Origin of the sequence: Flagellimonas hadalis (assembly GCF_007785775.2) — a bacterium.
Classification (GTDB): Bacteria; Bacteroidota; Bacteroidia; order Flavobacteriales; family Flavobacteriaceae; genus Flagellimonas; species Flagellimonas hadalis.
In genome coordinates, this window is record NZ_VNIK02000002.1 from 50,683 (window position 1) to 76,297 (window position 25,615).

25 protein-coding genes and 1 tRNA gene are annotated in these 25,615 nt (G+C 47.4%); 12 read left to right on the forward strand and 14 right to left on the reverse strand.

All coding sequences use genetic code 11. From position 1 onward, the window contains the following. Nucleotides 1-6 precede the first annotated feature (6 nt). The gene (locus FOT42_RS04345) at nt 7-1,347 is read right to left on the reverse strand and encodes a TolC family protein (protein ID WP_151889363.1); all 1,341 of its coding nucleotides are present in this window, start codon (nt 1,345-1,347) and stop codon (nt 7-9) included. Between the two features lie 199 nt (nt 1,348-1,546). Here FOT42_RS04345 and FOT42_RS04350 point away from each other — a divergent pair, with 199 nt between their 5' ends. From FOT42_RS04350 to FOT42_RS04360, 3 genes are read left to right on the forward strand one after another with little or no spacing between them, the layout of a single operon-like run. Then, on the forward strand, nt 1,547-2,911 hold the full coding sequence (locus FOT42_RS04350) for a sigma-54-dependent transcriptional regulator (protein ID WP_151889364.1): 1,365 nt from the start codon (nt 1,547-1,549) through the stop codon (nt 2,909-2,911). Next, nucleotides 2,911-4,263, forward strand: a complete 1,353-nt coding sequence (locus FOT42_RS04355) for a sensor histidine kinase (RefSeq protein ID WP_151889365.1) — start codon at nt 2,911-2,913, stop codon at nt 4,261-4,263. Before FOT42_RS04350 ends, FOT42_RS04355 begins: the two co-directional genes overlap by 1 nt. 12 nt (nt 4,264-4,275) lie before the next feature. Then, nucleotides 4,276-4,725 (forward strand): 3-oxoacyl-ACP synthase, encoded by a 450-nt coding sequence (locus FOT42_RS04360; RefSeq protein WP_192938319.1) that lies wholly within the window; start codon nt 4,276-4,278, stop codon nt 4,723-4,725. A gap of 48 nt (nt 4,726-4,773) precedes the next feature. On the opposite strand, the gene FOT42_RS04365 is transcribed toward FOT42_RS04360, so the two are convergent. From FOT42_RS04365 to FOT42_RS04400, 8 genes are all read right to left on the reverse strand, one after another. Beyond that, nucleotides 4,774-6,315 carry a glycoside hydrolase family 43 protein gene (locus FOT42_RS04365; RefSeq protein ID WP_151889366.1) on the reverse strand — a complete coding sequence of 514 codons (1,542 nt, stop codon included), beginning with the start codon at nt 6,313-6,315 and terminating at the stop codon, nt 4,774-4,776. 283 nt (nt 6,316-6,598) lie between these two features. Further along, complete coding sequence (gene arfB, locus FOT42_RS04370; protein ID WP_151889367.1) at nt 6,599-7,003, reverse strand: alternative ribosome rescue aminoacyl-tRNA hydrolase ArfB; 405 nt, start codon at nt 7,001-7,003, stop codon at nt 6,599-6,601. Then, on the reverse strand, nt 6,981-7,976 hold the full coding sequence (locus FOT42_RS04375) for an ABC transporter ATP-binding protein (protein WP_151889368.1): 996 nt from the start codon (nt 7,974-7,976) through the stop codon (nt 6,981-6,983). Before FOT42_RS04375 ends, arfB begins: the two co-directional genes overlap by 23 nt. A 66-nt stretch (nt 7,977-8,042) precedes the next feature. Further along, on the reverse strand, nt 8,043-10,196 hold the full coding sequence (locus FOT42_RS04380; protein ID WP_151889369.1) for a prolyl oligopeptidase family serine peptidase: 2,154 nt from the start codon (nt 10,194-10,196) through the stop codon (nt 8,043-8,045). A 77-nt stretch (nt 10,197-10,273) separates the two neighbouring features. Next, on the reverse strand, nt 10,274-11,287 hold the full coding sequence (locus FOT42_RS04385; RefSeq protein WP_151889370.1) for an aspartate-semialdehyde dehydrogenase: 1,014 nt from the start codon (nt 11,285-11,287) through the stop codon (nt 10,274-10,276). A gap of 190 nt (nt 11,288-11,477) precedes the next feature. Beyond that, complete coding sequence (mscL, locus tag FOT42_RS04390; RefSeq protein WP_151889371.1) at nt 11,478-11,885, reverse strand: large-conductance mechanosensitive channel protein MscL; 408 nt, start codon at nt 11,883-11,885, stop codon at nt 11,478-11,480. A 76-nt stretch (nt 11,886-11,961) separates the two neighbouring features. Beyond that, the gene (gene alr, locus FOT42_RS04395; protein ID WP_151889372.1) at nt 11,962-13,074 is read right to left on the reverse strand and encodes an alanine racemase; all 1,113 of its coding nucleotides are present in this window, start codon (nt 13,072-13,074) and stop codon (nt 11,962-11,964) included. Then, on the reverse strand, nt 13,067-13,711 hold the full coding sequence (locus tag FOT42_RS04400) for a thymidine kinase (RefSeq protein ID WP_151889373.1): 645 nt from the start codon (nt 13,709-13,711) through the stop codon (nt 13,067-13,069). The genes alr and FOT42_RS04400 overlap by 8 nt, the downstream gene beginning before the upstream one ends. Before the next feature lie 157 nt (nt 13,712-13,868). Here FOT42_RS04400 and FOT42_RS04405 point away from each other — a divergent pair, with 157 nt between their 5' ends. The 7 genes from FOT42_RS04405 (at nt 13,869) to FOT42_RS04435 (ending at nt 20,043) form a co-directional block, all read left to right on the forward strand. Next, a complete protein-coding gene (locus FOT42_RS04405) occupies nt 13,869-14,558 on the forward strand; it encodes a hypothetical protein (protein WP_151889374.1) in 690 nt (229 codons plus the stop codon). A 203-nt stretch (nt 14,559-14,761) separates the two neighbouring features. Then, a complete protein-coding gene (gene rsmI / locus FOT42_RS04410) occupies nt 14,762-15,433 on the forward strand; it encodes a 16S rRNA (cytidine(1402)-2'-O)-methyltransferase (RefSeq protein ID WP_151889375.1) in 672 nt (223 codons plus the stop codon). A gap of 41 nt (nt 15,434-15,474) precedes the next feature. Beyond that, nucleotides 15,475-16,053, forward strand: a complete 579-nt coding sequence (locus tag FOT42_RS04415) for a uracil-DNA glycosylase family protein (protein ID WP_151889376.1) — start codon at nt 15,475-15,477, stop codon at nt 16,051-16,053. Nucleotides 16,054-16,129: 76 nt separating this feature from the next. Next, on the forward strand, nt 16,130-16,552 hold the full coding sequence (locus tag FOT42_RS04420) for an OsmC family protein (protein ID WP_151889377.1): 423 nt from the start codon (nt 16,130-16,132) through the stop codon (nt 16,550-16,552). Nucleotides 16,553-16,694: 142 nt separating this feature from the next. Next, nucleotides 16,695-17,045: a four helix bundle protein gene (locus tag FOT42_RS04425; RefSeq protein WP_151889378.1), complete on the forward strand. Its 351-nt coding sequence runs from the start codon at nt 16,695-16,697 to the stop codon at nt 17,043-17,045. 46 nt (nt 17,046-17,091) lie between these two features. Further along, entirely contained in the window at nt 17,092-18,780 is a 1,689-nt protein-coding gene (recJ, locus tag FOT42_RS04430) for a single-stranded-DNA-specific exonuclease RecJ (RefSeq protein WP_151889379.1), read from the forward strand. Between the two features lie 6 nt (nt 18,781-18,786). Further along, complete coding sequence (locus FOT42_RS04435) at nt 18,787-20,043, forward strand: MFS transporter (protein WP_151889380.1); 1,257 nt, start codon at nt 18,787-18,789, stop codon at nt 20,041-20,043. On the opposite strand, the gene FOT42_RS04440 is transcribed toward FOT42_RS04435, so the two are convergent. From FOT42_RS04440 to FOT42_RS04455, 4 genes are all read right to left on the reverse strand, one after another. Then, complete coding sequence (locus FOT42_RS04440) at nt 20,040-20,807, reverse strand: UDP-2,3-diacylglucosamine diphosphatase (RefSeq protein ID WP_151889381.1); 768 nt, start codon at nt 20,805-20,807, stop codon at nt 20,040-20,042. The genes FOT42_RS04435 and FOT42_RS04440 overlap by 4 nt on opposite strands. Nucleotides 20,808-20,908: 101 nt before the next feature. Continuing rightward, nucleotides 20,909-21,676, reverse strand: coding sequence for an enoyl-CoA hydratase/isomerase family protein (locus FOT42_RS04445; protein WP_151889382.1), 768 nt, complete (start codon nt 21,674-21,676; stop codon nt 20,909-20,911). Nucleotides 21,677-21,743: 67 nt separating this feature from the next. Beyond that, nucleotides 21,744-23,078, reverse strand: coding sequence for an MATE family efflux transporter (locus FOT42_RS04450; RefSeq protein ID WP_151889383.1), 1,335 nt, complete (start codon nt 23,076-23,078; stop codon nt 21,744-21,746). Between the two features lie 12 nt (nt 23,079-23,090). Beyond that, the gene (locus FOT42_RS04455; protein ID WP_151889384.1) at nt 23,091-23,591 is read right to left on the reverse strand and encodes a GNAT family N-acetyltransferase; all 501 of its coding nucleotides are present in this window, start codon (nt 23,589-23,591) and stop codon (nt 23,091-23,093) included. A 53-nt stretch (nt 23,592-23,644) separates the two neighbouring features. Between FOT42_RS04455 and FOT42_RS04460 the strand changes: the two genes are divergently transcribed. Together FOT42_RS04460 and FOT42_RS04465 are read left to right on the forward strand one after the other, a co-directional pair. Then, on the forward strand, nt 23,645-24,442 hold the full coding sequence (locus tag FOT42_RS04460; protein WP_151889385.1) for a universal stress protein: 798 nt from the start codon (nt 23,645-23,647) through the stop codon (nt 24,440-24,442). Between the two features lie 57 nt (nt 24,443-24,499). Next, nucleotides 24,500-24,576: transfer RNA gene (locus FOT42_RS04465), tRNA-Ala, on the forward strand. 63 nt (nt 24,577-24,639) lie between these two features. Here the strand turns inward: FOT42_RS04465 and FOT42_RS04470 are convergent. Beyond that, the gene (locus tag FOT42_RS04470) at nt 24,640-25,572 is read right to left on the reverse strand and encodes a TolB family protein (protein ID WP_151889386.1); all 933 of its coding nucleotides are present in this window, start codon (nt 25,570-25,572) and stop codon (nt 24,640-24,642) included. Nucleotides 25,573-25,615: the final 43 nt, after the last annotated feature.

A 25,615-nucleotide genomic window follows, 5' to 3' on the forward strand; every position in this document is an offset into this window, starting at 1 on the left:
TTCGTTTTAGTTGATATTAAAAATGGGCAGTCCGCTATAGAAGTCTATGGTACTTTGGTTGACTTTCAATTTCAGCCCCACCTGTAGGTTTTCATTTTGTGCAACGGCAAAAAGGTTTTTGGCCTGAAAGAGGTCCAAGGCATTGATCAGCCCCTTCTCGTACCTTTTTTGTGCAATGTCAAAGGCCAGTTGCTGAGCCTTCACCTTTTGGTTGCTCTGTTCATATTCGACAGTGAACGAAAGGTTGTCCTGAACTAGCTGTTGCAACAGCCGAAACAGTTCCTGCTCTTGTATCTCAAGGTTGTTCTTTTCTTGCAGATAGGCAATTTTTTGCTGCTTTACCCTGGAGTGGGCAGACCATCCGTTGCTGATGGGAATGTTCAACTGGGCGCCCATGTACTTTGAGGCATTGTCGTTGAACTGGGTCTTGAAGGGAATGATGTTGCCGTTCTCGTCCACATTGGTCTCAAAATAGCTGGTTCCATAGCCAGCGGTCAACGACAGGGAGGGGTACAACGTTCCCCGGGTAGCCTGCAACTGCTTCTTGGCTGCGCTTACCCGGTATTCCTGCGATTTTACAAGCGGCACAAAGCTTCTGGCCGTTTGGTAAAGCGTGTCAAGGGAAATACTGTCCTGGGTCTCTTCGGCAGTGGGGTCCAATGTTTCTTGGAGCACGATGTCGTTTTGATCGATAAGGTTCATCTCCTGCAATAAGACCAGTTTGGCATTGGCCAATTGGTTCCTGTTCTGGGTCACCAGCAGTTTATCGGCCAATAGAGCGGACTCCGCTTCGTATAGGTCGGCTCCGGCCATCATTCCCAGATCCACCTGTTTTTTGACAAGGTCGTAGTTGGCCTGCGAAATTTCCAACTGCTCCAGACTGTTGGCCACAAGGCCCTCGTTGAACTTGATATCATAAAAGGCGTTCATTACCCTAAAGGCCAAAAGGAACTTTTGTTGGAGCACATCCTCTTGGGTGGCCTTGTAGATAAACTTGGACGCCCTGATGGTGTTCATTTTTTGAAAGCCCTGGAACAGATCCAGACTGGCCCCCAATGAATAGTTGTTGCTAAAAAACTCCGTGTTCACATAATCGTTGGTGTTCGGATCCGCAGACCTACCGTAATTGATGGTATAGTTGGTGGATCCGCTTACCGATGGAAGCAGGTCCCTAATGGATTGACGATAGCTTTCTTTGCTCGAATCTTTGTCATAATTGGTGTTCTTCACCTGGAGATTGTGCTCAATGGCATAGGCCACGCATTCATCCAAGTTCCAGGTTTCTTGTGAAAACCCGACCAAGGAGGCCAAGAAGAACAGACTGACAATGTATGTTTTAAGGTTCATAGTTTTATCCTGTGCCAAAAATAGAGACCATTCTTGTGCCAAATATGTATTAAACTGAAAATCAATTAAATATGGCTATTTAAAAATACGTATTTAAAATTTGGTGTAAAAAAATTGTACAAAAAACGTCCAAATATTTTACACCCCATCGGAGTGTATGGTTCCAATTTGTAGCTTTGGATGCTATAAAAGAATCCAAATGGTTGACGCCAAGATCTTGGTCATAGACGATAATAGGAGCGTGTTGAGCGCTTTGGAGATTTTGTTACAGTTTGAGTACAAAAGCGTCCAGACCCTTTTCAACCCGAACCAGATTTCCTCGTTCCCGAACATGGAAGAAATCGATATTGTGCTGCTGGACATGAATTTTTCGGCTGGGGTGAACACGGGCAACGAAGGGTTGTTCTGGCTCAACGAGATCAAAAAGAAATCCCCGAACACCTCCGTCATCATGATGACCGCCTATGGAGCGGTGGACCTGGCGGTGACCGCCATAAAGCAAGGGGCCTCTGACTTTGTACTAAAACCCTGGAACAACGAAAGGTTGATGACCACGGTGAGGTCGGCCTACGAACTCAGGAAGTCGAAGCAGGAAATCCATAACCTCAAAAAGAAGGAGAGCAGTTTGAAACAGGTCATCAATGAGGGGAAGAATTTGATCATAGGCCAATCCAAGGCCCTTGGCTCCGTGTTGGATCTTGCGGCCAAAGTGGCCAAAACGGACGTCAACGTATTGATCACAGGGGAAAACGGTACAGGAAAAGAGCTCATCGCCCGTGAACTGCACCGTTTGTCTGCCAGAAAAGATGAGGTCTTCATTGGGGTGGATATGGGCTCCATTGCGGAAAACCTTTTTGAAAGCGAGCTTTTCGGGCATACCAAGGGATCGTTCACCGATGCCAAGGAAGACCGTGCGGGCAAGTTTGAGGCGGCGCACCAGGGCACTCTTTTTCTGGACGAGATAGGCAACCTTTCCTTGCAGATGCAGGCAAAACTCCTGTCGTCCATCCAGAACCGATCGGTGGTCAGGGTAGGCTCCAACAAGCCTGTCAATGTGGACATCAGATTAATCTGCGCCACAAACTGCAACTTGGAACAAATGGTGGTGGACGGACTTTTCAGGGAAGATTTGCTTTACAGGATCAACACCATCCACATAGAGGTGCCTCCCTTAAGGGAGCGGGGCGAGGATATTTTGGTACTGGCCGAATTTTTCCTCAAAAAATTTGCGCACAAATACGATAAACCTGGGTTGAAGATGAACAACCTGGCCCAGGAAAAGTTGATGGAATACCTCTGGCCGGGCAATGTGCGCGAACTGCAGCACACCATGGAACGGGCCGTGATCTTGTCCGATGGCAACGTGCTCAAACCCACGGATTTTTTGTTGCATGCCAAACCCACACAGTCTTTTGACGGGCAACCATTGACCTTGAACGAGATGGAGCAGCAGATGATCTCCAGGGCATTGGACCAGAACGAAGGGAACTATAGCGCCGCTGCAGAGCAATTGGGCATTTCGCGACAGACCCTCTACAACAAGTTGAAGAAAAAGAACCCCTAATGGCCAGCCGCAACTTTTATTTTCAGCTTATCATCAGGGTAATCCTGATTGCGCTTACGGCACTGGGATTGGCTTTTTCAGTGGCATGGCAGAAGTATCTTGCGCTATCTTTTTGTACCATCCTTTTTGGGGCACAGGTCTATGCGTTGATTTCATTTATCAACAGCACCAACAGAAAGATTGCTTATTTTTTTGACGCCATCCGAAACGAGGATTTTACGCTCCGTTTTCCGGAAAGGGTGGCCATAAAGTCCTTCAAAGAGCTCAACCAAAGCCTGAACCGGGTGAACGGACTTATCCAAGAAGTGCACCTTCAGCTTCAGATCAGGGAACAATACTATCAAGAGATCTTGAAGCAGGCCAGCATAGGGATCATGACCTACAATGAAAAGGGGCATATCCTTTTCTCCAACCCCACACTGGAAAAACTTTTGGACCATTCTCCATTGAACCACATCAAACAATTGATGCAGGTGGATGAAAAACTGTACCACGTTTTCAAGGACTTCCAGCCTTTTGAACGGAAACTGTTCCAACTTTCCAATGAACGTGAACAGACCCAACTGTCATTAAAATCGACACCTTTGACACTGGACGGAAAGTCGCTGCTGTTGGTGGTGGTACAGGACATCCACAAGGAACTGGACGAAAAGGAAACGGAATCCTGGGTGCGGTTGATCCGGGTGCTTACCCACGAGATCATGAACACCATCACGCCCATTGCTTCCATTTCGGATTCCATCATCAGGTATTACCGGAACCATGGCAGGATAACCCCATTGGAAGAATTGGAGGAAAGCCAGATCAAGAACACCCTCAAAGGATTGGAGGTGATCAAGGAACAAGGGGGCAACCTTATGGATTTTGTGCAATCGTACCGAAGCCTGCTGCATGTGCCGGAACCCAACAAGACCATTGTGAGGGGCAAGGAGCTTTTGGACAAGATAGATGTGCTCATGTCCGCCAGGCTGCACGATTCCGAAGTGGATTTTCAAGTGGGCTGCCATCCGGAGGATTTGGAGTTCTTCATTGACGAAAAGCAGATTGCCCAAGTGCTGATCAACCTCGCCAAGAACGCCCTCCAATCCGTGGAAAACATTGAAAAGGGAAAGGTGCGCATCGTAGCAGGACAGGATGGGAACGGCACCAAATATATTGAGGTACAGGACAATGGCCCGGGCATTCCACCAGAGGTGATGGATGAGATCTTCGTGCCTTTCTTTACCACCAAAAGTGAGGGAACCGGTATTGGGTTGAGCCTTTCCAAAAGAGTGGTGCAATTGCACGGAGGGGGCATCCAAGTCAGGTCCTTACCAAATCAAGAAACTATTTTTAGATTGACATTTGTATAATGATATTTGCAGATGGTGATAAAGGAACAACTTTTGAAATTTTGTTGGGATTACGTTGGTGAAAAGTCCCAAAGGCTAAAGAACAGTCATGCAGACCTTCAGGAATCCTTGGACTCCGAGACCAAGAACTCCACAGGGGACAAGCACGAAACAGGCAGGGCCATGGTGCAGCTGGAACAGGAAAAACTGGCCCAGCAGTTCATGGAACTGGAAAAAATAAAGAACACCCTACAACGGGTGGACGTGCGAAAAAGGACAGAAACCATAGGTTTGGGCAGTTTGGTAAGGACCAATGCGGCCGATTATTTCATTGCCATATCAGCAGGAGCTTTTAAGCAAGGAGGGAAGCCGATTTACTGCATTTCCCAGGAAGCGCCCATTGCGCAACTGTTGATGGGCAAGAAAAAGGGCGAAACCTTTGTGTTCAATGGGAATTCCCATACTGTTTTGGAAGTTGGGTGAGGGGTTTTTTAAATGCCCGAAACCCTTTCTTTTTGCCTTGGGTCCAGCTCAATATGAATCCGCTATTTTAAAATAATCGAAGTCTGCGTGGCCGCCTATTTTCTTGGTTCCATAATTGAAGAGCCCAAAACGATACCCCATAAAATGGGGCAAGGTGTAGGACATGTTCAGTTGGCTTCCGAGTTGGGACCACTGTTTTCCATCCAAACTGTAGTAGAACTTGGCCGTGTCCTGGAGGTCGGTGAAATCGCAATCTGCCCTTAAGTAAACCACATTTTGCTGTAAGGGCAGGCTTTCCATTTCTTTGGGTTGATCGTTCTCGGCACTCACCATCACCAATTTTTTTGCGCCATTTTCAATTTTCACCCCAATCTGTCCGTATTTCTTTTGAAGCAATGCCAATCCGGCAAAATCGCCTTCTTTCATGTTTGATACATCCAAAGCGGTTGTTCCCGAACAGACCGGACCAATGGCTCTTTGGGTCAGCGTGTTCCTTGCCTGCACAAAATCTTCATCGATGCGCCCCGTGGTCAATCTTAGATGCCCTTTCCTATCGGTCAAGGACCATAGACTGTCCACAGGGTTATGGTTCCATTGCCAGACCAAGGGCAATTTGGGATCGTTTTCGGTTCTGTTGAATTCATCACTGGCCACAATATTGGGAATAGGTCCCTTACCCGCAGGCAGGGGCAAAGTATCGGGGACCTTGCCCTCAACACCTAAAATAGGCCAGCCATCTTCCCATGTGACCGGGACGAGATACGGTATTCTTCCCACAGAGCCATAATCCCGGAAAAGATAGGCATACCAATCACCATCATGGGTGTCTATCAGCCCACCTTGGGCAATGCCCCTATCCTGTAATGCCACCTTGCCTTCATACGGACCAGTGATCGCATTGGCCCGATGGATCAATACGGTGCGCATGCCGTTGTGGGGCCAGGTAATATTGAACAGGTAATATTTACCATTGACCTTGAACAATTGTGAACCTTCCGCTCCCAACATGATATCGTCACCTGCCAGGGCACTGGCATTCTCGATGAGCACCCTTTCCGTGCCTTCCTTTACGCCCGATAGATCAGGCTTTAGCTCGGCCATCATCAGTTTTCCATTGCCCCAAATCATATAAACCTTGCCATCATCATCAAAATGCACTGTAAGATCATGGTAAGAGGGTTCAAAGGATTTCACCTCCCACGGACCCGTTTCGATATCCTTAGTGGAATACACGTAGGTTTTTCCTGTGGTCGCGGCAAAGGTGAACACGTAAAAAGTGCCCTTGTGATACCTGATACAACTGGCCCAAGACCCTCTCCCATACGCATTTTTTCCATTCTCCAAAGTAAGGGCGTCCACATCGGCCAAGGTGTCGTAGGCATAGTTCATCAATTTCCAATTGACCAAATCCGTGGATTTCATAATGGGAACCCCTGGGCTCATGTGCATGGTGGTACTGCTCATATAGTAATTCTCCCCGACGCGCACCATGGACATATCGGGTACATCAGCGAAAATGATGGGGTTTTGCGCCTTCTTGTTTTGCGCGCTTCCACAACAAAGGATAAAAAGCATAAGAAAAAAGGGCATCGCCCCCTTTTTGGGGACTGTGGAGGGAATGGAATCTTCCTGCTTCCGTAAAAATAATGTTGGGGACATCATCTGAATCATTACGGTAAAATATATCTCATCAACAAAAAGAGCATTTTTTGTCAGACACAATATAAGTGTTTTTTAAACACGTTTTATGATTTGCCTAAAAGATTGTTTTTGTTGATGTGGAGCTGCGTTGTTGATGAACCGATTGTAACAATATGAAAGTGCTAATGATGACATGAAATGGCAAAGCATCATTTTCCAAATCCACCTACAACTACCCCAAATCAGGTGGTTTTCTTTTGGACTTCTTTTCAGCAGCCTTCTTTTTGGACTGCAACCGTTTTTCAATGGAAGATTTGGTGGGTTGGGTAGGTTTCCGCTTTTTGGGGACCTCCAAGGCTTTTTTCAGCACCTCGAAAAAACGCTTCACTACCAACTCCTTGTTTTTGTGCTGGCTCCGTGCCTCGTCACATTGCAGCAATAGGGTGCCATCGTTGGTCAATCGGGAGGACAGCTTAAGCAACAAACGTTCCTTTTCGGCATCGGAGAGTCCTTCGGAGGAAGGGATGTTAAAGGTAAGCTCCACTTTGGAGGAAACCTTGTTCACGTGCTGTCCGCCAGCTCCACTGCTCCGAACGGCCTTGAAGGCCAGTTCGCTATGTACTTGCTGTTTGTTCAACCTGAAGGCGCTTGTTGATGGTCTTCAAAGATATGTTAAGGAAAACAAATTGTCCCTTAGTCTGTTTTTTTGGCGTGTTGAAATACAAAAGGGTCCCATCGTCCGCCCTTCCTTCATTGAGGTAATGCTCCCCCCGAAAGAAAGAATGTTGTACCTCTGCCCGTACCCCGCTCGTGCTTGAGACCTTGAACTCGTGGGGATAGACCAACACCGACCGTTCTATTTTGGCATAAGATTTCAAAAGCTTGATGGGCACCTCGCTCACTTCACCAAAAAGGGAGGCTGTATAATGGTTGGGAGGGTTTTTGTACAGTTTCCTGGTCTTTTGGTTGGCAATGATCTCCCCTTTCTCCAGAACGATGGTCCGTTCCGCATAGGGAAGCACATCGTTGGGATCGTGGCTGGCCGTGAGCACCGTTATCCCTTTTTCCTTCAGATAGGGGAACAATTTTCTACGCAGTGCATTGCGCTTGAAATTATCGATATGGCCAAAGGGTTCGTCCAGCAAGAGAATTTCGGGCTCCTGTGCCAATACCCGGGCGAGGGCCACCCGCTGCTGTTGTCCGCCACTGAGCTGTTGCACCTTGGTCTTGGCAAAAGCCTCCATTTCGATGAGGGCCAAAAGCTCATCGATACGTTTTCGGTGTGTTTCCCTTTCAAAAACGGACAGGAATTGCCCAATGTTCTCCTCCACGGTAATGTAGGGCATCAGGTCAAAATCCTGGGCCAGGTATTTCATATAGGGCTCTCCGGGAACCAGATTGAAGTTGGGACCAAGCGCTTGTTGGTCTCCCCAAAAAATGGAACCGTCCTCTACGTGCAGCATTCCATAGATGATCTTCAGCAAGGTGCTTTTGCCCGAACCGCTTTCACCCATCAATGCCAGATGCTCACCCTTGGCGACTTCAAAGAAAATGTTTTTTAAAATGTCCCGGTCGTTATAACCAAAGGACCCAATATGGACTTTCAGCATACATTTAAATGGAGGCTGTCCAACATTTTGTCCAAAAATATATTGGACAGCCTCTTTATCAATTCTCTAATCCTTAAATTCCTTGAGCACCGCTTGGTTGGGTAGCTCATCATACCCCATGTTGAAGAAGGTAAAGCCGTATATATCGGCATACTGTTCAATGGTCTTGCTCACAGGGGTGCCCGCTCCGTGGCCGGCGTTGGTCTCGATGCGGATCAAGGTCGGGTTGGTCCCAGCCTGTTTTTCCTGGAGTTCCGCTGCAAACTTGAAACTGTGCGCGGGCACTACCCTGTCATCATGATCGCCCGTGGTGACCAAGGTGGCCGGATATTCCGTTCCTTCCTTTACATTGTGCACAGGGGAATAGCCCTTCAAATAATTGAACATTTCCGCATCGTCCTCAGAGGTGCCATAATCGTAGGCCCAACCTGCACCGGCTGTAAAGGTATGGTAGCGGAGCATGTCCATTACACCCACAGCGGGCAATGCAACCTGCATCAAATCCGGGCGCTGGGTCATGGTGGCGCCCACCAATAGACCTCCGTTGGACCCGCCACGGATGGCCAAATATTCTTTGGAGGTGTAGTTGTTCGCGATCAAATATTCGGCAGCCGCAATAAAATCGTCAAAAACGTTCTGTTTTTGGAGTTTGGTCCCGGCTATGTGCCATTCCTTGCCATATTCGCCGCCACCTCTTAGATTGGGAACGGCATATACACCGCCCTGTTCCATCCAAACGGCATTCACTATACTGAAAGATGGTGTAAGGCTGATATTGAACCCGCCATAACCGTACAGCATGGTAGGATTTTTACCGTTGAGCTCCAATCCTTTCTTGTAAGTGATGATCATGGGCACTTTGGTGCCGTCCTTGGAGTTGTAGAACACTTGTTTGGACTCATAATCGTCTGGGTTGAAATCGATTTGCGGCTTCCAATACAGTTCATATTCGCCCGTTTCCACATTGTACTTGTAGAGGGAGCCGGGCGTATTGTAATTGGTGAAGGAGAAGTAGAATTCCTTGTCCTCTTTTTTACCGCCGAAACCACCAGCACTTCCCACACCAGGTAGTTTTACTTCGCGGACCAATTTCCCTTCATAATCATATTGCATCACTTTGGAAATGGCATCGACCATATATTCTGTAAAGAAATAACCTCCACCAGTACCTGGGGTAAGCACGTTCTCGGTCTCAGGGATGAAATCCTCCCAGTGGTCAGGGGTTGGGTTGGCAGCATCCACAACCACCACTTTTTTGTTGGGAGCATCCCTGTCGGTGACCAGATATAACTTGGAGCCCACATTGTCAATTACATAGGTGTCGGAATCCGTATCATCCAAGATGGTGACCAATTTGGCATTCGGGTCGGTGAGGTCCATGAGGTACAATTTGTTGCCCGAAGTGGAAACAGAGGCCGAAATGAACAGGTATTTTTCATCTTCGGAAACGGAACCGCCCACATAGCGGTGCTTTTCTTCTGGAGTACCGCCAAAAATGATCTTGTCCTCGGATTGTGGGGTGCCCACTTTATGATAGTAGAGTTTATGCTGATCCGTTTTTGCGGAAAGTTCGCTGCCTTCGGGCTTGTCATAGCTCGAGTAGAAGAATCCTTCGTTGCCTTTCCAGGAAATGCCACTGAACTTGATATCGACCAAGGTGTCCTCCACAATTTCCTTGGATTCGGCATTGATCACGATTCCTTTCCTCCAATCACTTCCTCCTTCGGAGATGAGATAAGCGGCCAATGAACCATCTTTGGTAAAGCTGAGGCCCATCAACGAAGTGGTGCCGTCCTCGGAGAAGGTATTGGGATCCAAAAAGACCTCTTCCTTACCTTCGCCTTTTTTCCGATAGACCACATATTGGTTCTGCAGTCCGTCGTTCTTGTAGTAATAGGTATAGTCACCTTCCTTGAACGGGGAACCTACCTTTTCGTAGTTCCAGAGCTTTTCCAGACGGTTTTTCAGGTCTTCCCGAAATGGAATCTTGTCAAAATACCCAAAAGTGGCGGCATTTTGTTGTTTTACCCAGGCCTCGGTCTCGGCGCTTCGGTCATCTTCCAGCCAACGGTAAGGGTCTGGCACATCGGTACCGAAGTAGTTGGTCACGGTATCGACTTTTTTGGTAGTGGGATAGTTCACCACAATTGGTTCTCTTTTTGGTGTTTCTTGACAGGCTGCAAACAAAATGGCAGCAGCCAAAAGACTTACGTTTTTCATTTTTTTTCAGATTGATTCTGATAAAAATACCATAAAAACTGACAATCTCTTGGCTGTGGCCCAAGCTTTAACGTATTTTATGAAATCGCTTCGGAAGTATTGGAAACCAGTTGGTTCTCGACCAAATACTCCGCAATCTGCACCGCATTTGTGGCCGCCCCTTTTCGTAGGTTGTCCGCCACGATCCACATATTCAGGGTATTGGGTTGGGTCTCGTCTCGTCTGATGCGTCCCACGAACACTTCATCCTTGCCATTGGCGAACATCGGCATGGGGTAGGTGTTGGTTTGGGGATTGTCCTGCACCACGACACCAGGAGTCTCACTGAGGAGTTTGCGGATCTCCGCAAGGTCAAAATCGTTGTGGAACTCCACGTTCACGGATTCTGAGTGTCCACCAGCAGTTGGGATGCGCACTGCGGTCGCGGTAACGGAAAACGTGCGGTCGTCCAATATTTTTTGTGGCTCGCGGGCCAGTTTCATCTCTTCCTTGGTGTAGCCGTTGTCCAAGAACACATCGCAATGGGGCAATGCGTTACGGTTGATGGGGTATGGATAGGCCATTTCGCCCTCAATGCCGGCAGCCTCGTTCTCCATTTGCTGTACGGCCTTCACACCGGTGCCCGAAACGGATTGGTAAGTGGAAACAATCACCCTCCTCATTTGGTATTTTTTGTGCAAAGGGTTCAGTGCCATCACCAATTGGATGGTGGAGCAGTTGGGGTTGGCGATGATCTTGTCCTCGGGGGTCAAAGTATCCGCATTGATTTCGGGGACCACCAATTTTTTAGTGGGGTCCATGCGCCAAGCAGATGAATTGTCGATGACGGTGGTACCGACCTCTGCAAATTTTGGGGCCCATTCCAAAGAGGTGTCGCCTCCTGCCGAAAAAATGGCAATATCAGGTTGTGCGGCCACGGCATCAGCCAGGCCAATTATGGTGTGTTCTTCGTTCCTATAGTTGAGCTTTTTGCCCACGGAACGCTCCGAAGCGACCAACAACAATTCGGTGATGGGAAAATTGCGTTCCTTCAATACGTTCAACATGACCTCGCCAACCATTCCAGTGGCTCCAACGACTGCTACTTTCATCTTTAAAATAATTTCTTGGGACAAAGGTACTCCAGTCAGGGAGTTATACAAGCATTTTCATTGCCAATAATTAAAAAATAACAAAATGTTATAAATAAAACAACCATCAACATGTCTGCGAAACACATTGATGGTTTTTAGGGTTATTGTGGTATAGCGGTCGTACCGATAATTTCGGCACGTACGATTCTTATTTCTTCAACAAGTCGCGAATCTCTGCCAACAGCTCTTCCTGGGTTGGGCCTTTTGGAGCTTCAGGAGCAGGCTCCTCTTTCTTCTTCATACGGTTTACCCCTTTTACGATCATGAACATCACAAAGGCAACGATCAAAAAGTCGATGACATTGGTGAGGAATTCCCCATAGAGCACCGTTATTTCCCCCACGACCTCTCCGGCATCGTTCACGGTGCCTTCCTTGATCGTGTATTTGAGATCGTTGAAATCCGATTGGAACAAAAGTCCCACCAAAGGGGAAACGATCCCCCCGGTAAATGAAGAGACCACCTTATTGAAAGCAGCGCCCATGACAAAACCTACGGCGATATCCACTAGGTTCCCTTTCATGGCAAATTCCTTAAATTCTTTTAGAAATCCCATTTTTATAGTGTAGTATTGGTTAATGGGAAACAAATTAAGCAAAAAAGGGGTTTTGTTCCATCAAAAAGACGAAAAATCAATGGTCTATGACAATCCTTTTTACTCGTTGCGATATGGCGGTCAGGATTTCGTAGGAAATGGTGCCCGCACCTGAAGCAAAATTTTCGGCCGACCGTTGGGGTCCAAAAACAAGGACTTTGTCCCCTTCCTCACAGTCCACTCCGGTCACATCTACCATGATCATGTCCATGCAGACATTGCCAATCAGGGGAGCTTCTTTTCCATTGATGAGCACCGAAGCCTTTCCCTTGCCATACTGTCTGCCAATACCATCGGCATGGCCAATGGGCAAAGTTGCCGTCTTTGTTGTTCCACCCGTTTTGAATGCCCTGTTGTATCCCACGGTTTCCCCGTCACCTATCTCATGGATTTGGGAGATGATGGTCTTCAAAGTGGCCACGGGCCTTAGATTTGGGTCGATGAGTGCATCGTTCCCATACCCATAAAGTCCGATGCCGCTCCGGACCATTTCAAATTGTGCCTCGCTGGCGTAATTGATGATGCCAGAGGTGTTCAGCATGTGCCTTATGGAAGCATATCCCAGTTTTTGGGCCAAGACATCACTACATTTTTTAAAAGTATCTATTTGGTTCAAACTGAAAGCGCGTTCATTGGGGTCTTCCGAGGCAGCCAAATGGGAAAAAACCGAGACAACCTTTGCTTCTGGGCTTGTCTTGAGCCGCTCTGCGATGAAACCGATCTCATTTTCCTTGAACCCAAGCCGGTTGAGCCCTGTATTGAATTTGATATGTACCGGGTAGGCCACTTGTTTTTTGGCACGGGCCGCCTCAAGGAATTGGGTCAATATGTTTTGGGAATAGAGGCTGGGCTCCAGACAGCGGTCTATCATTTCCTCAAAATTGGAAGCCAAGGGATGAAGAACGAGAATCGGGGTTTTTATGCCCGCATTGCGAAGAAGGACGCCCTCGATCACATAGGCCACAGCGAGGTAATCGGCCCCAAGAAGCTCCAGTTTTTTGGCGATGGCGACCATGTCACTTCCGTAGGCAAATGCCTTGACCACGCCCAAAAATTTGGTGCTGGGGGCTATCTTGGACCGCAGATATGCAAAATTGTGTTCCAGAGCGTTCAAGTCCAGAAACAAGGTGGTTTCACCTACCTTACCCATGGGAGTTTTTCTTTTTGGGATCCACCTCCTCTGCGTCCACATCCAATTGACTTATTTTTTCCCTGAGCATGGCCTTGTAGAAAGCGGCCCGGCTCAACGGTTCGTACTCCTCGGTCTCACCCAGGAGCACGAGTTTGTCATTGCTGGATTTCCGAAAACTGTAATTGGCAAGGTTCCCGGTTCGGGTGCAAACGGCGTGTACCTTGGTGACATATTCCGCGGTGGCCATCAAGGCGGGCATGGGGCCAAAGGGATTGCCCTTGAAATCCATGTCCAGTCCGGCCACCACCACACGCACACCTCGATTGGCAAGGTCGTTGCACACGGTAACAATCTCATCATCAAAGAATTGGGCCTCGTCAATGCCCACAACATCACAGCCATCGGCCAAGATACGGATGTTCGCTGCTGCAGGTACAGGGGTGGATCGTATTTCATTGGCATCATGGGAGACCACCATATCCTCGTGGTATCGGGTGTCCACAATGGGTTTGAAGATCTCCACTTTTTGTTTGGCGAACTGGGCCCGTTTCAGCCTTCGGATGAGTTCTTCGGTCTTTCCCGAAAACATGGAGCCGCAGATGACCTCTATCCATCCAAACTGTTCTTTAGGGTTGACCGTATTTTCGAGAAACATACCGTATTTTTGAACGAAACTTTGTGTTTTTCCGTTATATTGGGACAAGGCACAAAGCTACTAAAAAAATGTGCCCCTGACCGAGGGTTGAAATTTAACCTTTTGTAAGCAGTAGAATTTACAAAATGGCCTTATTTTTATTGTAAAGAGTATAGCTATGATGAAGAAATTAAGGGAAGAACTGGTAAAACTGTCCACAGAGATCATAACAGCAAAGGAAGATGTGGAGCTTGTGGAGCTGTACAACAAGGCTAGGATCATTTATGAGAAATTGGCCGTGCTGAAATTTATCGAGGAAAAACTGAACGATGTCCAGGTAGATGTATCAAAGAACGTAGTGGCATCTCGTTTCGAAAAAGTGGCAAATGCCGTATTGAGCGGAAACACATCGGTACCGGAGAGCAACCCACACGAGGAGGACATCATGACACCGGGAATGGACACCATCAAGGACATTGTGTCCGAAATGCCCACTGAAACCGCCTTGGACCAAATATTTGCCGAATTTGTGGCAAAGCCCGATTTTATGAAGAACGACAAGGAAAACCTTGCCCCATTGAAAGAAGAGGTCAAACAGGGACAGGCCGTGCTTCCAAAATCGTTGAACGATAGGCTGGGCAAGGACTTTCAGATTGGGCTGAACGACAAATTGGCCTTTGTAAAGCACCTTTTCAACAACAGTATGGAAGATTATACCCGGGTCTTGTCGCAGCTCAACACCATCGACACCGAGGAACGTTCCATCGCTTTCATCAACAATATGGTCAAACCCGAGTACAACAACTGGGAGGGTAAGGATGAGTATGAGGCCCGCCTTATCACCTTGATTGGAAGAAGGTTCGCATAATCGCCTTTTATTGATTTCCCGATGATATGATTGAGTGCGTCCAACAGTCACGGGATACGCTCCAGAAGTTAGGGTACTCAGTTATTGGGGTGGTTCGCACCAATCAATAACTCAACAACCCATTAACGGAATAACAGTTATTGCCCTGCAAAACCCAAGGAAAGAGTTTGTTTTAATTCTAGAGAAGAGCGTAACTTTGGTTTATGGGAAAACTATATCTGGTTCCGACACCAATAGGAAATCTTGAAGATATCACGCTTCGCGCCATAAAAGTATTGAAAGAGGTCGATGTGGTTTTGGCCGAGGACACCCGAACCAGTGGCAAACTCCTCAAACACTATGAGATTGCGACCCCATTGCAGAGCCATCACATGCATAATGAGCACAAACAAGTGGAGGCACTTGTGCAAAAGCTAAAAGGAGGGGCCGTTTATGCACTCATTTCGGATGCGGGCACTCCAGCGATTTCAGATCCTGGGTTTTTGCTTACCCGTGCGTGTGTAGAAAATGATATTGAGGTGGAATGCCTGCCCGGTGCTACCGCTTTTGTACCGGCTTTGGTGAACAGTGGCCTGCCCAACGACCGTTTTGTGTTCGAAGGGTTTCTGCCCATAAAGAAAGGTCGCCAGACCAAACTGCAAGAACTGGCCGAAGAGACCCGAACAATGGTCTTTTATGAATCTCCCCATAAATTGTTGAAAACATTGGCGCAGTTTGTGGACTATTTTGGGGCGGATAGACCAATCTCGGTATCGCGAGAACTCACCAAATTGTACGAGGAGACTGTTCGTGGCACCCTTTCCGAGGTTTTGGAGCATTTCACCCAAAAAGCGCCCAAGGGAGAATTTGTCGTCATCGTGGGTGGGAAGAAATAATCCTGTTAGTTGTATCCCTGTTTTTCGACCAAAAAAGAACCATGGAACAATTGCTTTCCCAAATCCGAAGCTGCACCTATTGCAAGGAACATTTGCCCCTGGGACCAAGGCCCATCGTGGTGGCCAACCCAAAAGCAAGGATCCTCATTATTGGGCATGCCCCAGGGACGAAAGTCCACCAAACAGGCATCCCGTGGGACGATCAAAGTGGAAAACAATTGCGGAAATGGATGGGTGTTACGGATGAAGAGTTTTATGATGGGACCAAAATTGCACAAATGCCCATGGGGTTTTGTTATCCTGGAAAGGGAAAAACGGGCGATTTGCCCCCAAGGCCCGAATGTGCCCCCCAATGGCACGCAGCACTTTTGGGGAATATGCCCAATTTGAAATTGACACTGTTGATAGGGCAGTATTCACAGCAATATTACCTGGGGAATAAAAGAGGGAAGAATTTAACGGAGACCGTCAAAAACTACAAAGCGTATTTGCCCCAATATTTTGTCTTGCCCCATCCATCTCCCAGAAACCGGTTTTGGTTGAGCAAAAATCCGTGGTTTGAGGAAAAGGTGCTGCCTAATTTAAAGACCAGGGTGTTGGAAAGCGTGCCCCTGTCATAAGCAACTTGGTCGTGTTGATAATTGGGAGAGGCATTTAAATCGTATTTTTGAATCTACAAGAAATAAAATTGACTTCATGACAAATCATATCACTACCAAATGGTTGGGCGAAATGGCCTTTGAAAGCAACAACCCCTCCGGGCATACCGTCCGAATAGATGCAGGACCGGACGATGGCGGGTCTGGGGCAGGACTGCGCCCCAAGGCATTGATGCTTTCCGCTTTGGCCGGATGTTCCGGACTGGACGTGGCCTCTCTCATCAAAAAAATGAAACTTGAGGTGGAGGACTTCAAAATAGATACCATTGCCAACTTGACCGAGGAACACCCCAAATACTACGATTCCGTGGTGGTGGAATACCACTTTACCGGCTCCAATCTGAATGAGGACAAGCTAAAAAAGGCAGTGGACCTTTCGGTGGAAAAATATTGCGGGGTCATGGAGATGTTCCGAAGGTTCGCCAAATTGGAGATCAAGACAATTTTTCATCATCGGTAAGGTTCAAGAACAAGTCTCAAACTCAAGAAAGAGCAAGTACAAGAGTAAAGTTCAAGCTCAGGGATACAACGTTCCTTTGAACTGGGATAATTCATCTATATTTAGCACTTAGGTCAACCTCAAATCAAATAGAAAATGACCTATGACCCAAAAGAAATTTGATTTAGAGGAGAGGTTTGTCGATTTGGCAGCGGCCACGGCTTTTTTTTGCAAGGACCTACCCAATGATTTTACAGGCCAATATTATGGTAATCAACTGCTCAGATCTGCGGGAAGTGCTGCCTTGAACTTTGGGGAGGCGCAAGGAACCAATACGGATAAGGATTATATCCATGAAGCCACCATATCATTACGGGAACTCAAAGAATCGAGGGTAAACCTTAAAATTCTAAGTAGAATGGACTATGGAAATGAAGCGATTCGCAAAAAATTATTGGACGAGGATGAGCAATTGATCAAAATATTGGCGACCATAATCAAAAGTAAAAAGTAGCCATCCCTGAACCTTGAAATTGAGCTTGAACTTGAATTTTAAAACCATGCGCTGGACCCTAAAACCAAAACCTGCCCAAGAAGACATCGACCGGCTTTCCGCAGAACTCAATGTTGAAAAGTTGATCGCCCAGTTGCTATTGCAAAGGGGCATTTCCGATTACGACGAAGCCAAGGCATTCTTCCGGCCAGAACTGGACCATCTGCACGACCCTTTTTTGATGAAGGACATGGACAAGGCCGTGGCACGCATTGAACAGGCAATAGTTAATGGGGAAAACATTTTGGTCTATGGGGATTATGATGTGGATGGCACTACTTCTGTCTCCCTCATGTCTTCTTTTTTGATGGAGTTTTACCCCAACGTGGCCACCTATATTCCCGATCGTTATTCCGAAGGCTATGGCATTTCCTTTCAGGGAATCGATTTTGCCGAGGACAACGATGTGTCCTTGATCATTGCCCTGGACTGTGGCATAAAGGCTGTTGAAAAAGTAGCCTACGCGAAGAAAAAAGGAATCGACATCATTGTATGCGACCATCACAGGCCAGGGGATATTTTGCCCGAAGCAGTTGCCATTTTGGATCCCAAACAAGAAGATTGTACCTATCCGTACAAAGAACTCTGCGGATGTGGGGTTGGGTTTAAATTGATCCAGGCCTTGGCCTCAAAACAGGGTAGGACCATGGAAGATCTGGTTCCGTATTTGGATCTGGTGGCGACGGCCATTGCGGCGGACATTGTTCCCATCACCGGAGAGAACAGGGTGCTTGCCCATTATGGATTGCAGGTGATCAATTCCTCCCCAAGAATCGGGATTCAGGCCCTTATCGATCAGACCAAGAAACGGGAACTCACCATCACTGATGTTGTTTTTATCATAGCACCACGGATCAATGCTGCGGGAAGGATGAAGCATGGGCACCATGCCGTTGCACTACTCTCAGAGACGGATTTTACCACGGCGCAGCAGTTCGCTTCAGAAATTGAACTCTTCAACACAGAGCGGAGGGGACTGGATCAAGAAATCACGGAAGAAGCTTTGGTGCAGATCCGGGAAAATGAGGAAGAAGGACGTTTCACTTCCGTAGTGTACAATGAAAACTGGCACAAAGGCGTCATAGGCATCGTGGCCTCCCGGCTCACCGAAACCTATTACCGGCCCACACTGGTCTTCACCAAAAGTGGGGATAAATTGGCCGCCTCGGCCCGCTCGGTAAAGGGATTTGACATCTACAATGCGCTGGAAGGCTGTTCAGATTGTTTGGAACAGTTTGGCGGGCACATGTATGCTGCCGGACTCACCCTTTTGGAAGAACAGTACGAAACCTTCAAACAGCAATTTGAAAAAGTGGTCAGGGAGACCATCGACCCAGACCTTTTGCAGCCTGAAATAAGTATTGATGCCCAGATTGGTCTGGAAGAAATCACCCCAAAATTGATGCGTATCCTCAAACAGTTTGCACCGTTCGGCCCCGGTAACATGACCCCGGTCTTTCTGGCCGAAGGAGTAAAGGATTCAGGCTATGCAAGGGGAGTAGGAGATGGAGAAAAACACTTGAAGGCGGCCCTGTCTCAAAATGGGTCAAACCCCATTGGCGCCATTGGCTTTAATTTGGGAGATAAATTGGATGTGGTCAAGCGGATAAAATCTTTCGATGCCGTATTTTCGTTGGATGAAAATGAATGGAACGGAACGGTGAGCCTTCAACTGAAACTAAGAGATATTCGCTAGACATTTATGGATCCCTACGCAGCACTCCGATATAGGGAGTTCAACATTTTTTTATTGGTTCGGTTTGCCATGGTGTTTGCATGGTCCATGCAGTTCATTGTGATCGAGTGGCAGGTATATTCGTTGACCAAAGACCCATTGTCCTTGGGAATCATTGGGTTGATGGAAGTAATTCCTGCTGTGGGCATGGCCCTTTTTGCCGGACATATCGTGGACCAAAAAGAAAAGCGGAACCTTTTGGTCACCTGTATCGCAGGGTTTTCAGTGATCAGCTTGGGTCTGTTTTTGTTGAGTTGGCCCGGACTTGAAGATTCTTGGCCCTCCAACACCATCCTGTATTCCATTTATGCCCTGGTATTTTTGGGCGGCTTTGTCCGTTCATTTTTAGGTCCGACGATTTTCTCGCTGATCGCATTGATCGTTCCCAAGAAAATTTATCCCAATGCAGCCACCTGGAGCAGCTCCACTTGGCAATTGGCTGCAGTTTTGGGGCCTGCTTTGGCAGGATTTTCCATTAGCTGGATAGGCGTGCACTGGAGCATGTGTGTCATCTTCGGGTTCTCGTTGATGGCCCTGCTCTTTTTGCTCCAGATACCCAAAAAGCCCATTTTGAACCCCAAAATTGGCGAGCCTGTTTTTCAAAGCTTGAGGGATGGTCTCCGATTTGTTTTTGGCAGCAAGGCCATTTTTGGAGCATTGACTTTGGATATGATCGCGGTGCTTTTTGGTGGGGCCGTGGCGCTTTTGCCCGTGTATGCCCAGGATATTTTGCATGTGGGTTCCGAAGGATTTGGTATTTTGAGGGCGGCACCGGCAGTGGGTGCATCCATAACCATGTTGGGCTCGACCCGGTTTCCGTTGCACAAGAATGCGGGTAAAAAACTGTTGCTGGCCGTGTTTGCCTTCGGTATCTGCATCATCGTGTTTGGTCTTTCCGAACTGTTCTGGCTATCGGTGGTCGCTCTGTTTCTCAGTGGGGCGGTCGATGGCGTTTCCATGATCATCCGTCAGACCATTTTGCAGTTGAAAACACCCGACAATATGCGGGGGAGGGTCGCTTCGGTAAATTCCATGTTCGTGGGTTCTTCCAATGAGTTGGGCGCTTTTGAAAGCGGACTTGCCGCCAAATTGATGGGAACCGTTACAGCGGTGGTGTTCGGGGGCTGTATGACCTTGCTCACCGTAAGTGCAACGGCCATTGCCTCGCCTACGTTTAGAAAACTGGACCTTCAGAAGGACATTGATGAGCACGAAAAGGATTAACCCTCCAGTTTCTCCAAGCTCAATTTTTTCCCATCAAAAACAGCATAGGTAAAAAAGGAAATCCAATCGCCAAGATTGGTATAGGTGGATGTTTCATTGAGTTGGATCTCCAACGGAAGGTGTCGGTGTCCGAAGATAAAATGGTCGTAATGTTGCTGTTCCAACTTCCGCTTGGCATACAGGATGAGCCATTCCTTGTCCTCTCCCAAGAATTTGGCGTCGGCCTCCCCGGAAATGATCTTGTTGTTCACGGATAGGTGCTGTCCCAGACGAACACCCCAATCAGGATGCAGCCATTTAAAGAACCATTTGGCCACGGGATTGGTGAATACCTTTTTCATCCGCTTGAAACCTTTGTCGTGTGGCCCAAGTCCATCTCCATGCCCGATGAAGAAAGAGGTGCCGTTGATCAAAAACTGTTGCGGTTTGTGATAAACGGGAATATTCAACTCTTCCTCAAAATAGCCGTTCATCCACAGGTCGTGGTTGCCCACAAAATAAGTGATCTGGATACCCATGTCCGAAAGCTCGGCCAGTTTCCCCAAAGTGCGGGTGAAACCTTTGGGCACAACGGTCCTGTATTCGAACCAAAAGTCGAACAGGTCGCCCATCAAGAAAATGGCATGCGCATCGTGTTTGATGGAATCCAGCCAGGCCACGAACTTTTTTTCCCGTGGCAGACTGTCCTTTCGGGTGGGTGCCCCAAGGTGGTTATCGCTGGCGAAATAGACTTTTTTGCCCTCGGGCAAGGTAATATCCTTCATCTATCGTTTGAACTTCCTGTTGTTTCGCATTTTGTTGACAACGTAGATCACGGCTACGACCAAGGCCAAAATGGGGAATATACTTCTCATCTTTTCAACATTTATTTTTTGAACTTTTCCAGTGCCTGTTTGGTGTTTGGTGACAGGGCCAATTTTCCGGAAGCTTCGGCTCGCTCCAAAAGGAGTTTGCTCCAATGCTCCGTACCTTCCCAAAGCACTTTTTTCATTTGTGATAGGGCCTCAGGGTTATAGGTGGCCAACTTTTGAAGGTGGATGTCCAACTCCTTGTCCATTTCGGGGATGGAGTCATAAACCTTGGCAAACAGCCCTTTTTCTTTGGCCCAATAGGCATTTTTCCACTCCGTGGGATAGAGGGAGAGTTCAGCCAATGCCGCCTTGCCCATCTTACGTTCCACGGCCGGGGCAATCACAAAAGGACCGATCCCGATGGAAATCTCCGATAATTTGATGGCGGCCTCCACGGTGGCGTGGACATAATCGCAGGCTGCGGCCAGACCGACACCTCCACCAACCGTCTTCCCCTGTACCCGCCCGATGATGGGCTTGGGACAGTTGCGCATGGCGTTGATCACGTTGGCAAATCCGCTAAAAAATTGTTTGCCTTCTTCCAGATTCGAAATGGCCACCAGTTCATCAAAGGAAGCGCCGGCACAAAAGGCACGGTCGCCTTCGGATTTTAGCACAATGACTGAGACTTCGCTGTTCATGGCCAATTTGTTAAACTCCTTGGTCAAGCGGTCCAACAGTTCCGAAACAAAGGAATTGCTGGCAGGATGGCCAAATTCAATGGTGGCAACCCTGTTTTCTATTTTGGTATATAAACTTCCGTTGACTCTATCTGTGGACATATTTCAATTTACAATGAACAAATTACAATTATCTGATGTCTGATGTCCGACTTCTGATGTTGCTAAATTACAGGTTTTGGACCAAGGGCCTGAATTTTCGATCAAATTTCCAGAGCAGGGCAAATCCACGGATCAACATCCAGACCACAAAGGCCACCCAGATGGCATAGAAACCCCAGCCCAAAAACTTACCGAGGTAGAGGCAGGGTACAAATCCCAAAAAGGTTGCGGTGAGCAACACATTCCGCAAATATTTCATTTCGCCCAACCCCTTGAATAATCCATCGAACACAAAAGCCAACGTATTCATGGGCAGTCCCAAAATCACAATGTAGAATATGCCGTAAAAGGTATCCAACACTAAAGTGTCATTGGAAAACAGATATCCGATGGGGCGATAGAACAGAAAACCGCCCATCATCAAGACCAAACTGACCACCATGCCGTAGAGCACTATTTTTTTGGCCAGTTTCCAAAGTCCATCATAATCGCTGGCCCCTAATAGTTTTCCGCCCATGCTGTTGCCTGCTGCTGCAAACCCATCAATAAAAAAGGCCGCGAACAACCATAGGTTGATGGCGATGGTGTGCGCCCCTATGAAACGATCGCCCAAGGCGGTGGCTTCGCGAACGGCCAGGATCAGGGCGACATTGAGAGCTATGGCCCGCACAAAAAGATTGAGGCTCATAAAAACCACCCGTTTCAGTTCTTTGTTGAGGGGGAGTACCAACCTCATACTGATCTCGGTCTTTTTCAGTAATAGGATGAAGGCCAAAACGGCCATGATGGCCTGGGAAATCAAACTGGCCCAAGCGGCGCCCTCCAGATTCATTGCGGGAATCCATCCATCAATCCCATATACAAGGGCAAAGTCGAACAAAATATTCAGTCCTGCCCCCAGCATGGCAATCACCATGGGGTAGAAGGTGTTCTGCAATCCCCTGAAAATACCGAAAACGGCGAAGGTGAACAAGGTGAGTGGAAAGCCCCAAACCCGTATGGAGTAGTACGAGATGCAATAGTCCAGGATTTTTCCAGAGGCGTTGAACAGTGTAAAGATTTCCTCGACCACAAAAACGGTGGACAATAGCACCACGATACTGAGCAAAATGTTGAAGAAAATGGCCTGTGCGGGCAGGTTTTTCACTTCTTCCAGTTTTCCGGCGCCCAAATATTGCGAGATGATGGCCGAAATGGAGCTTCGGGTCTGCCCCAAGACCCAAATCAGCATGGACAAAAAGGAACCCACAATGCCTGCTGCGGCCAAGGATTCCAAGCTGTCCGTTGGGATGTTGCCCACAATGGCCGTATCCGTGATGGAAAGCAGGGGTTCAGCGATGCCCGATATGGTCGCTGGGACAGCGAGGCGGTTGATGCTCTTGAAATTTATCTGTGTACTCAAACCGGCTGCAAGTTACAGCACCAATTCGTAACAATGAAAGGGATGGATGCTTTGTTTGGGGAAGAAGATGTCCCCCAATTTTTGATAGCCCCTTTGTTCGTAAAACCTTTGGTTTCTTTTGTTCTGTGAAAAAGTGTCCAATCGAACGGACACAAATCGGTGGTTTTTGGAATAGGTTTCGGCAAAATCCATCAATTGTTGCGCCAAGCCTTTGCCCTGATGGTCGGGGTGTACGGAAAGCCGGTGGATATAAGTGCTGTTGCCATTGGGCGTGAACCATTGGATGGGACGGTATTCATCGTCCATGAAGGTGGAAACCACAATAGTGCCCAAAATGGAACCCTTTTCCACAATAACATAAAGTTCTCCACGTTCCACATCATTTACGAAAGCGGCCTCGGAAGGGTAATGCTCGTTCCATTGATGGATGCCATTTTGCTCCATTTTTTGGGCGCATGCCCGGGTGATGGATAAGATATCGGGGATTTCAGATATCTTTGCGGGTCGTATCATTGCTTCATTTCAATTTAATTGTAAATTTAAGGTTTAATCATAATCACCAAACCATGAACAACATCCTTGTACCTATTGGAACTTCACCCGATTCCTCGCACACATTGCAATATGCGATAGACTTTGCCTCCCATTTTGGCGCCAAGATCTTTGTGATGGATGTTTTTTCGGTCATTTCCGCAGTAGGAAGCTTGGCCAATGTTGAGGAAAAAGTCGCCAAGAGCAGTAAGGAACAATTGAAGGAGGTGATAGACAAGGTGGACACCAAGGGCATCGACATCAAGATTGCCACCTATAACGGGGACATTGTGGATGGCTTGAAGAGCATAGATAAAGAGCTCGGCATCGATTTGATGATCATTTCCCCGAAGAGCAATGACATTCAGGAAGAGCTTTATCTGGGGAACACATCTGGGAAGATGATCAAACAGACGGACATTCCCGCACTCATTGTTCCCAAAGGGGCCCAGTTCAAGCCTATCAAAAAAATATTGACCGCTTTTGGATCTGGGATCTTGAAAAGGAACAGTATCTTGAACCCCTTGATCACCATAAAGAACAAGTTCAAATCCGAGGTTAGTCTGTTATTGGTCAAAAGACCGGGTTATTCCGAGGCCGACCTGAAGGTAAACACGGCCCTCATGGACCTGAGCAAGCAACTCACCATCACCGAGAATGCCACGACCTATTTGGGTGTCATGGAACATTTCCAGAATGAACATCCAGACGTGCTGTGCGTCTTCCGGAGGAAAAGAGGGTTCTTCAAAAAACTGTGGGAAAAGAACACCATTCCCAAATCTGAGTTTTACGTGCCAATCCCCGTATTGGTCCTGAGCGTTAAAAAAGACTAAGGAAGGCCCATAAATTTTGATACTTTTGGAAAAAGTGTTTCCTTTGCGCACACTTTTGGGGGATTAGCTCAGTTGGCTAGAGCGCTTGCATGGCATGCAAGAGGCCACCGGTTCGAATCCGGTATTCTCCACCAAAAATGAAAAGCACCTCAAACGGGGTGCTTTTTTTGTGCCTTTGTAGTCAGGGTTAAATGGAACTATTTAATTATTAATGTAGTCATGTAAATCTTGCTCAGGCCATTGTTGCTCCCGTAAATGTATTCCTGGAACTCTGAAACAGAGCCAAAAGCCCTAGGTGCCATATCGTTCCTTCTGCTGGTGAAGTACAAAATCTGGTTTTTCTCATCATAGAACGGGCAGTACTCCATGTATTTGGTGTTAATGGGCGCACCAATGTTTTCCGCTTTTGTCCAGTTGCCATTGGCACCTTTTCTGGAGATATAAAGGTCGCCACTTCCAAGGCCCCCTTCTTCATTGTATTTGGAAAACAGCAGGTAATCTTCTTTTTTTGAAATAAACGCATTGAACTCATAACCAGAGCTGTTGATGTTTTCATCCAACAAAACGGGGGTGGAATAGGTGCCATTTTCCCATCGTGAGAAGTAAATATCATCCTTCCCTAGCCCATCGGGGGATTCCAAGGTGAAGTACAGGTTGTTGTTCTCACTCAGGGTTGGGTAAAATTCGTCCAGGGTTGAGTTGACGGGAGCCCCCAAGTTCTTTGGTTTTGACCATTCCTCTCTTGGGCCATTTCGTTCCACATACCAAATGTCAAAATCTTTTTTCTCTTGGGTAGAATCGTCCAAAGGTCTGTCGGAAACAAAATACAGCCGTTTTCCATCACTGGACAAGAAAGGTTCCAGATCCATGTAAGTGTCAGAAAACGGCAATAGTTCGGGGGCTGTCCACTCATTGTTCTTTTTTGTGATACGGGCAATTTGCGAAATTTCCTGAAACGGGCTCTGGAGGGTAAAATAGGCCTCGTCCCCGCTTTCGGAAATGCAAAAATCACGGACATTCAGAAATTGGTTGAGTGTGCTGCTAAACTGGACAATTTCATTATCGCCTTGGGCCGATATTCCGTTGAACATTAAAAGAAATAGTGCCAACAGTCTGATTTTAAACTTCATATTCTTAAAGTTGGTTTCTGAAAAGATGTTGATAATCCATGCG

Coding starts and splice junctions, on each gene's coding strand:
- FOT42_RS04345 (WP_151889363.1), bottom strand. CDS start 1,347: ATGAACCTTAAAACATACATTGTCAGTCTGTTCTTCTTGGCCTCCTTG.
- FOT42_RS04350 (WP_151889364.1), top strand. CDS start 1,547: ATGGTTGACGCCAAGATCTTGGTCATAGACGATAATAGGAGCGTGTTG.
- FOT42_RS04355 (WP_151889365.1), top strand. CDS start 2,911: ATGGCCAGCCGCAACTTTTATTTTCAGCTTATCATCAGGGTAATCCTG.
- FOT42_RS04360 (WP_192938319.1), top strand. CDS start 4,276: ATGGTGATAAAGGAACAACTTTTGAAATTTTGTTGGGATTACGTTGGT.
- FOT42_RS04365 (WP_151889366.1), bottom strand. CDS start 6,315: ATGCCCTTTTTTCTTATGCTTTTTATCCTTTGTTGTGGAAGCGCGCAA.
- FOT42_RS04375 (WP_151889368.1), bottom strand. CDS start 7,976: ATGCTGAAAGTCCATATTGGGTCCTTTGGTTATAACGACCGGGACATT.
- FOT42_RS04380 (WP_151889369.1), bottom strand. CDS start 10,196: ATGAAAAACGTAAGTCTTTTGGCTGCTGCCATTTTGTTTGCAGCCTGT.
- FOT42_RS04385 (WP_151889370.1), bottom strand. CDS start 11,287: ATGAAAGTAGCAGTCGTTGGAGCCACTGGAATGGTTGGCGAGGTCATG.
- mscL (WP_151889371.1), bottom strand. CDS start 11,885: ATGGGATTTCTAAAAGAATTTAAGGAATTTGCCATGAAAGGGAACCTA.
- alr (WP_151889372.1), bottom strand. CDS start 13,074: ATGGGTAAGGTAGGTGAAACCACCTTGTTTCTGGACTTGAACGCTCTG.
- FOT42_RS04400 (WP_151889373.1), bottom strand. CDS start 13,711: ATGTTTCTCGAAAATACGGTCAACCCTAAAGAACAGTTTGGATGGATA.
- FOT42_RS04405 (WP_151889374.1), top strand. CDS start 13,869: ATGATGAAGAAATTAAGGGAAGAACTGGTAAAACTGTCCACAGAGATC.
- rsmI (WP_151889375.1), top strand. CDS start 14,762: ATGGGAAAACTATATCTGGTTCCGACACCAATAGGAAATCTTGAAGAT.
- FOT42_RS04415 (WP_151889376.1), top strand. CDS start 15,475: ATGGAACAATTGCTTTCCCAAATCCGAAGCTGCACCTATTGCAAGGAA.
- FOT42_RS04420 (WP_151889377.1), top strand. CDS start 16,130: ATGACAAATCATATCACTACCAAATGGTTGGGCGAAATGGCCTTTGAA.
- FOT42_RS04425 (WP_151889378.1), top strand. CDS start 16,695: ATGACCCAAAAGAAATTTGATTTAGAGGAGAGGTTTGTCGATTTGGCA.
- recJ (WP_151889379.1), top strand. CDS start 17,092: ATGCGCTGGACCCTAAAACCAAAACCTGCCCAAGAAGACATCGACCGG.
- FOT42_RS04435 (WP_151889380.1), top strand. CDS start 18,787: ATGGATCCCTACGCAGCACTCCGATATAGGGAGTTCAACATTTTTTTA.
- FOT42_RS04440 (WP_151889381.1), bottom strand. CDS start 20,807: ATGAAGGATATTACCTTGCCCGAGGGCAAAAAAGTCTATTTCGCCAGC.
- FOT42_RS04445 (WP_151889382.1), bottom strand. CDS start 21,676: ATGTCCACAGATAGAGTCAACGGAAGTTTATATACCAAAATAGAAAAC.
- FOT42_RS04455 (WP_151889384.1), bottom strand. CDS start 23,591: ATGATACGACCCGCAAAGATATCTGAAATCCCCGATATCTTATCCATC.
- FOT42_RS04460 (WP_151889385.1), top strand. CDS start 23,645: ATGAACAACATCCTTGTACCTATTGGAACTTCACCCGATTCCTCGCAC.
- FOT42_RS04470 (WP_151889386.1), bottom strand. CDS start 25,572: ATGAAGTTTAAAATCAGACTGTTGGCACTATTTCTTTTAATGTTCAAC.